Source organism: Microcystis sp. M090S1, assembly GCF_020246295.1.
In the GTDB taxonomy this organism is placed as follows: domain Bacteria; phylum Cyanobacteriota; class Cyanobacteriia; order Cyanobacteriales; family Microcystaceae; genus Microcystis; species Microcystis aeruginosa.
In genome coordinates, this window is the sequence record NZ_JADBTF010000277.1 from 1 (window position 1) to 4,218 (window position 4,218).

The 4,218-nt window shown below is 48.2% G+C and carries 3 protein-coding genes; all 3 read left to right on the forward strand.

Going from position 1 to position 4,218, the window contains the following annotated elements; translation table 11 throughout:
* The first annotated feature begins 132 nt into the window (after positions 1-132).
* Entirely contained in the window at positions 133-831 is a 699-nt protein-coding gene (locus tag IM477_RS12315) for a DUF1997 domain-containing protein (protein WP_287731960.1), read from the forward strand.
* Positions 832-995: 164 nt separating this feature from the next.
* A complete protein-coding gene (gene typA, locus IM477_RS12320; protein ID WP_287731961.1) occupies positions 996-2,789 on the forward strand; it encodes a translational GTPase TypA in 1,794 nt (597 codons plus the stop codon).
* 204 nt (positions 2,790-2,993) lie between these two features.
* On the forward strand, positions 2,994-3,965 hold the full coding sequence (locus IM477_RS12325; RefSeq protein ID WP_190359357.1) for a ribose-phosphate pyrophosphokinase: 972 nt from the start codon (positions 2,994-2,996) through the stop codon (positions 3,963-3,965).
* Positions 3,966-4,218 lie beyond the last annotated feature (253 nt).

Below are 4,218 nucleotides of genomic sequence, written 5' to 3' on the forward strand. Positions count from 1 at the left end.
CTGCGAAGGTTACATGATATCAGCCAGACTTGGAAACTATCTCATCAAATTAGTCCCCCCATAGAACCCCCTTGAGCCATCTTGCACACTTTTCTCTTTTTGTCAAATTTTATGTTAAGAAAGATGTGACTAATGGATAGCATTAACTCCCTAGCTCGCGAATCTGTAGAAGTCAAAGAAGACAATCAATTTCTCGGTTTTCAAACCCATTTTGCCGGAGCCATGGATATGTATAGCAATCAGGACAAGGTTGCCGATTATCTGGGCGCTCACGAAGGTTGGTTTTGTCGTTGTGCCGAACCGATGAAAACTCTGCCCTTCGGTGAGAATGGTTATATTATCACCATCGGTAAATATGGAGCTTTTGGCTATGAACTGGAGCCGAAAATCGCTGTGGTTCTCGATCTGCCGGTCAATGGAGTCTATCATACTCGCAGTGTCCCCATTCCCGATCAACCGTTTTTAGGCTATCTAGTGGATTATCAGGCAATTATGAAACTAGAGGAAATGCCGCTATCTTCTCCTAGTCGGGAAATTGAGGCAATTTTTCGGCAACAGGGACGGGATATTCCGGCGGTTATCACCCAAATCACCTGGGAACTGCGTATGGATGTTATGGTTAAGTTTCCCAAGTTTATTTATAAGATTCCCCGTTCAATTCTCCAAAAAACCGGTGATAAACTGTTGACGCAAATTGTTCGCCAAGTTTCCCCCCGCTTAACCTACAAAGTTCAAGAGGATTTTCACTCTAGCTTCAATTTACCCCTACCCCCCGCCTCCAGTCGTCTTTTCTATCGTCTGGACTCCTCCAAGGGTGGGCTGCTTGCCTAGGGTTTGGGGGGTCTGTTGCTGTGTCTGTCAACAGTAAGCAGTAGAGCTTGCTGATGGGAAACCAAGGAAAAATAAAGATTTGCTAACGGCACTGGTCAGTCTAAGCTAGAATTATTAAGAAATCGTTACTCGTAAAAATAAACCTAAGACTACTTCAATATTTTATGTCTCTGCCTATCCGTAACGTTGCTATCATTGCTCACGTTGACCACGGGAAAACCACCCTCGTCGATGCACTCCTCAAACAGTCGGGAATCTTTCGAGAAGGGGAAGATGTACCCACCTGCGTCATGGATTCCAATGACCTCGAAAGAGAACGCGGTATCACCATTCTGGCCAAAAACACCGCCGTTCGTTACCAAGACACCCTGATTAACATCGTCGATACTCCCGGTCACGCCGACTTTGGTGGCGAAGTGGAACGGGTTTTAGGCATGGTGGACGGTTGTATCCTGATTGTCGATGCTAACGAGGGGCCGATGCCCCAAACCCGTTTTGTGCTGAAAAAAGCCCTAGAAAAGGGATTAAGACCGATTGTCGTGGTCAATAAAATCGATCGCCCTAACGTCGATCCTAACCTAGCCGTGGACAAAGTTTTCGATCTGTTTGTGGAACTGGGTGCCGATGACGACCAATGTGATTTTACTACTCTGTTCGCTTCCGGGATGCAAGGATTCGCCAAAGAAAGTCTCGAAGACGAGGACAAAGATATGCAGCCCCTCTTTGAAGCGATTTTACACCACGTTCCACCACCGGCCGGGGACGTTAACAAACCCCTACAGCTGCAAGTAACCACCCTCGATTACTCGGAATACTTAGGACGCATCGTTATCGGCCGCATCCATAACGGCGTAATTAAAGCTGGTCAACAGGCAGCTTTAGTAAAGGATACGGGCGCGGTTGTCAAGGGTAAAATAACAAAACTTCTTGGTTTTGAAGGTCTTAAACGGGTGGAACTAAACGAGGCCAGCGCCGGTAATATCGTCGCCGTGGCTGGTTTTGCCGACGCTAACATCGGGGAAACCGTAACTTTAGCCGATGACCCGCAAGCTTTACCCCTAATTAAAGTCGATGAACCGACCCTACAAATGACCTTCTCGGTGAACGATTCTCCCTTTGCCGGTCAGGAAGGCACTTTTGTCACCTCGCGGCAAATTCGCGATCGTCTAATGCGAGAATTAGAAACTAATGTCGCCCTGCGGGTGGAAGAAAGTGATTCTGCCGAGAAATTCCTGGTTTCGGGACGGGGGGAACTGCATTTAGGCATTCTCATCGAAACCATGCGTCGGGAAGGCTACGAATTCCAAGTATCGCAGCCGCAAGTTATCTACCGCGAAATTAACGGTCAACCCTGCGAACCCTACGAATACCTCGTTTTAGATGTACCCGAAGAAGCGGTGGGTTCCAGTATCGAACGTCTCGGCCAACGGAAAGGGGAAATGCAGGATATGCAGACGGGCAGCAATGGCCGTACTCAATTGGAATTCGTGATTCCGGCCCGGGGTTTAATCGGTTTCCGGGGCGAATTTATCCGTCTGAGTCGCGGTGAGGGGATTATGAACCATAGTTTTCTCGAATATCGTCCTTTCTCCGGGGAATTAGCCACCCGTTACAATGGCGTGATTACTGCCTTTGAGGAAGGAGTCGCCACTTTCTACGCCCTCAAAAACGCCGAAGACCGGGGAGTATTCTTTATTACTCCGGGGACAAGAGTGTATAAAAACATGATTATCGGCGAAAGCAACCGGCCCCAGGACGTGGAGATCAATATCTGCAAAACTAAACAGTTAACTAACCATCGTTCCGCCACCGGGGATGAATTGGTTCAGTTACAATCCCCCGTGGATATGAGTCTCGAACGCGCCCTCGAATACATTGGACCAGATGAGTTGGTAGAAATTACCCCGAAATCGATCCGTCTGCGTAAATTACCGGTGAAAAAGTTAGCCAAACGTTAATCGGTTTTGACAAAATCCGGCGGCAATTTTGCCATGGCCGTTGCTGCTAAAAGGGGCAGCAATGGCTCGAAGATGATCGGTAATTGGTTAAGATTGAGATCTAACAAAGAAATCCACTCAGATTTTCAACAAAACTGAGATGATAGAAAAAAGTGCCTTGAGTTTGAGGGTAAAGAATCTGCTGTGAGCTATTCTGCTACTTTGATGCGACATCCGATGTTTCCCGCCGCGTCGGACAGCAATCGTCTGCGTCTCTTTTCGGGATCCGCTAATGTATCTCTCGCCCAAGAGGTGGCCCGTTATCTGGGTATGGATGTGGGGCCGATGATTCGTAAACGTTTCGCCGATGGTGAATTGTACATCCAGATTCAGGAATCGATCCGGGGCTGTGATGTCTATTTAATTCAACCCTGTTGCAATCCCGTCAACGATCACTTGATGGAATTGTTGATCATGATTGATGCCTGTCGTCGTGCTTCTGCCCGACAAATTACCGCCGTAATTCCCTATTATGGTTATGCTCGCGCCGATCGCAAAACCGCCGGACGGGAATCGATCGCCGCTAAACTGGTGGCTAATCTGATCACGGAAGCGGGGGCAAGTCGCGTGTTGGCCATGGATTTGCATTCGTCCCAAATTCAAGGTTATTTCGATATTCCCTTCGATCACGTTTACGGTTCCCCAGTGGTGGTGGACTATCTTCTCAGTAAAAAATTACCCGATATCGTCGTGGTTTCTCCCGATGTGGGTGGGGTGGCCAGGGCGCGGGCTTTTGCCAAAAAACTCAGTGATGCTCCCCTAGCAATTATTGATAAACGCCGGCAAACCCATAATGTGGCGGAAGTGATGAACTTGATCGGCGATGTTAAGGATAAAACGGCGGTTTTAGTCGATGATATGATCGATACGGCCGGTACGATCGCTCAAGGGGCGCAGTTACTGAAAGCCAAGGGGGCGCGACAGGTTTATGCTTGTGCCACCCATCCGGTTTTTTCTGGTCCTGCGATCGAGCGTTTATCCAGTGGCATAGTCGAGGAAGTGATCGTTACTAACACGATTCCCGTCCCCCAAGAACATTTTTTCCCGCAACTGAAAGTCTTGCCGGTTGCCCCGATTCTGGGGGAGGCCATATGGCGCATCCATGAGGACAATTCCGTGAGTAATATGTTCAAATAGACGGACGAATCCCCCTAAAACTAGGGGGAATTTTTATATTTAGGGCTTGCTGAATAAATGTGAAATGTAGGCAAGGTAAGGGTTTTGTGGCTTTTCTCGTGAAACAGGTGCAAGATTTTGAGAGAATCGTGCTTCAAAACCTTGCGTCTTCATCAGCCCGCGTCCTGTAGGGGCGAAGCATTCGGGCAATAACCTATCGGTGAAACCGTAGATTTTCTATCCGAATGCTTCGCCCGTACTTTTTGCCGCAAAC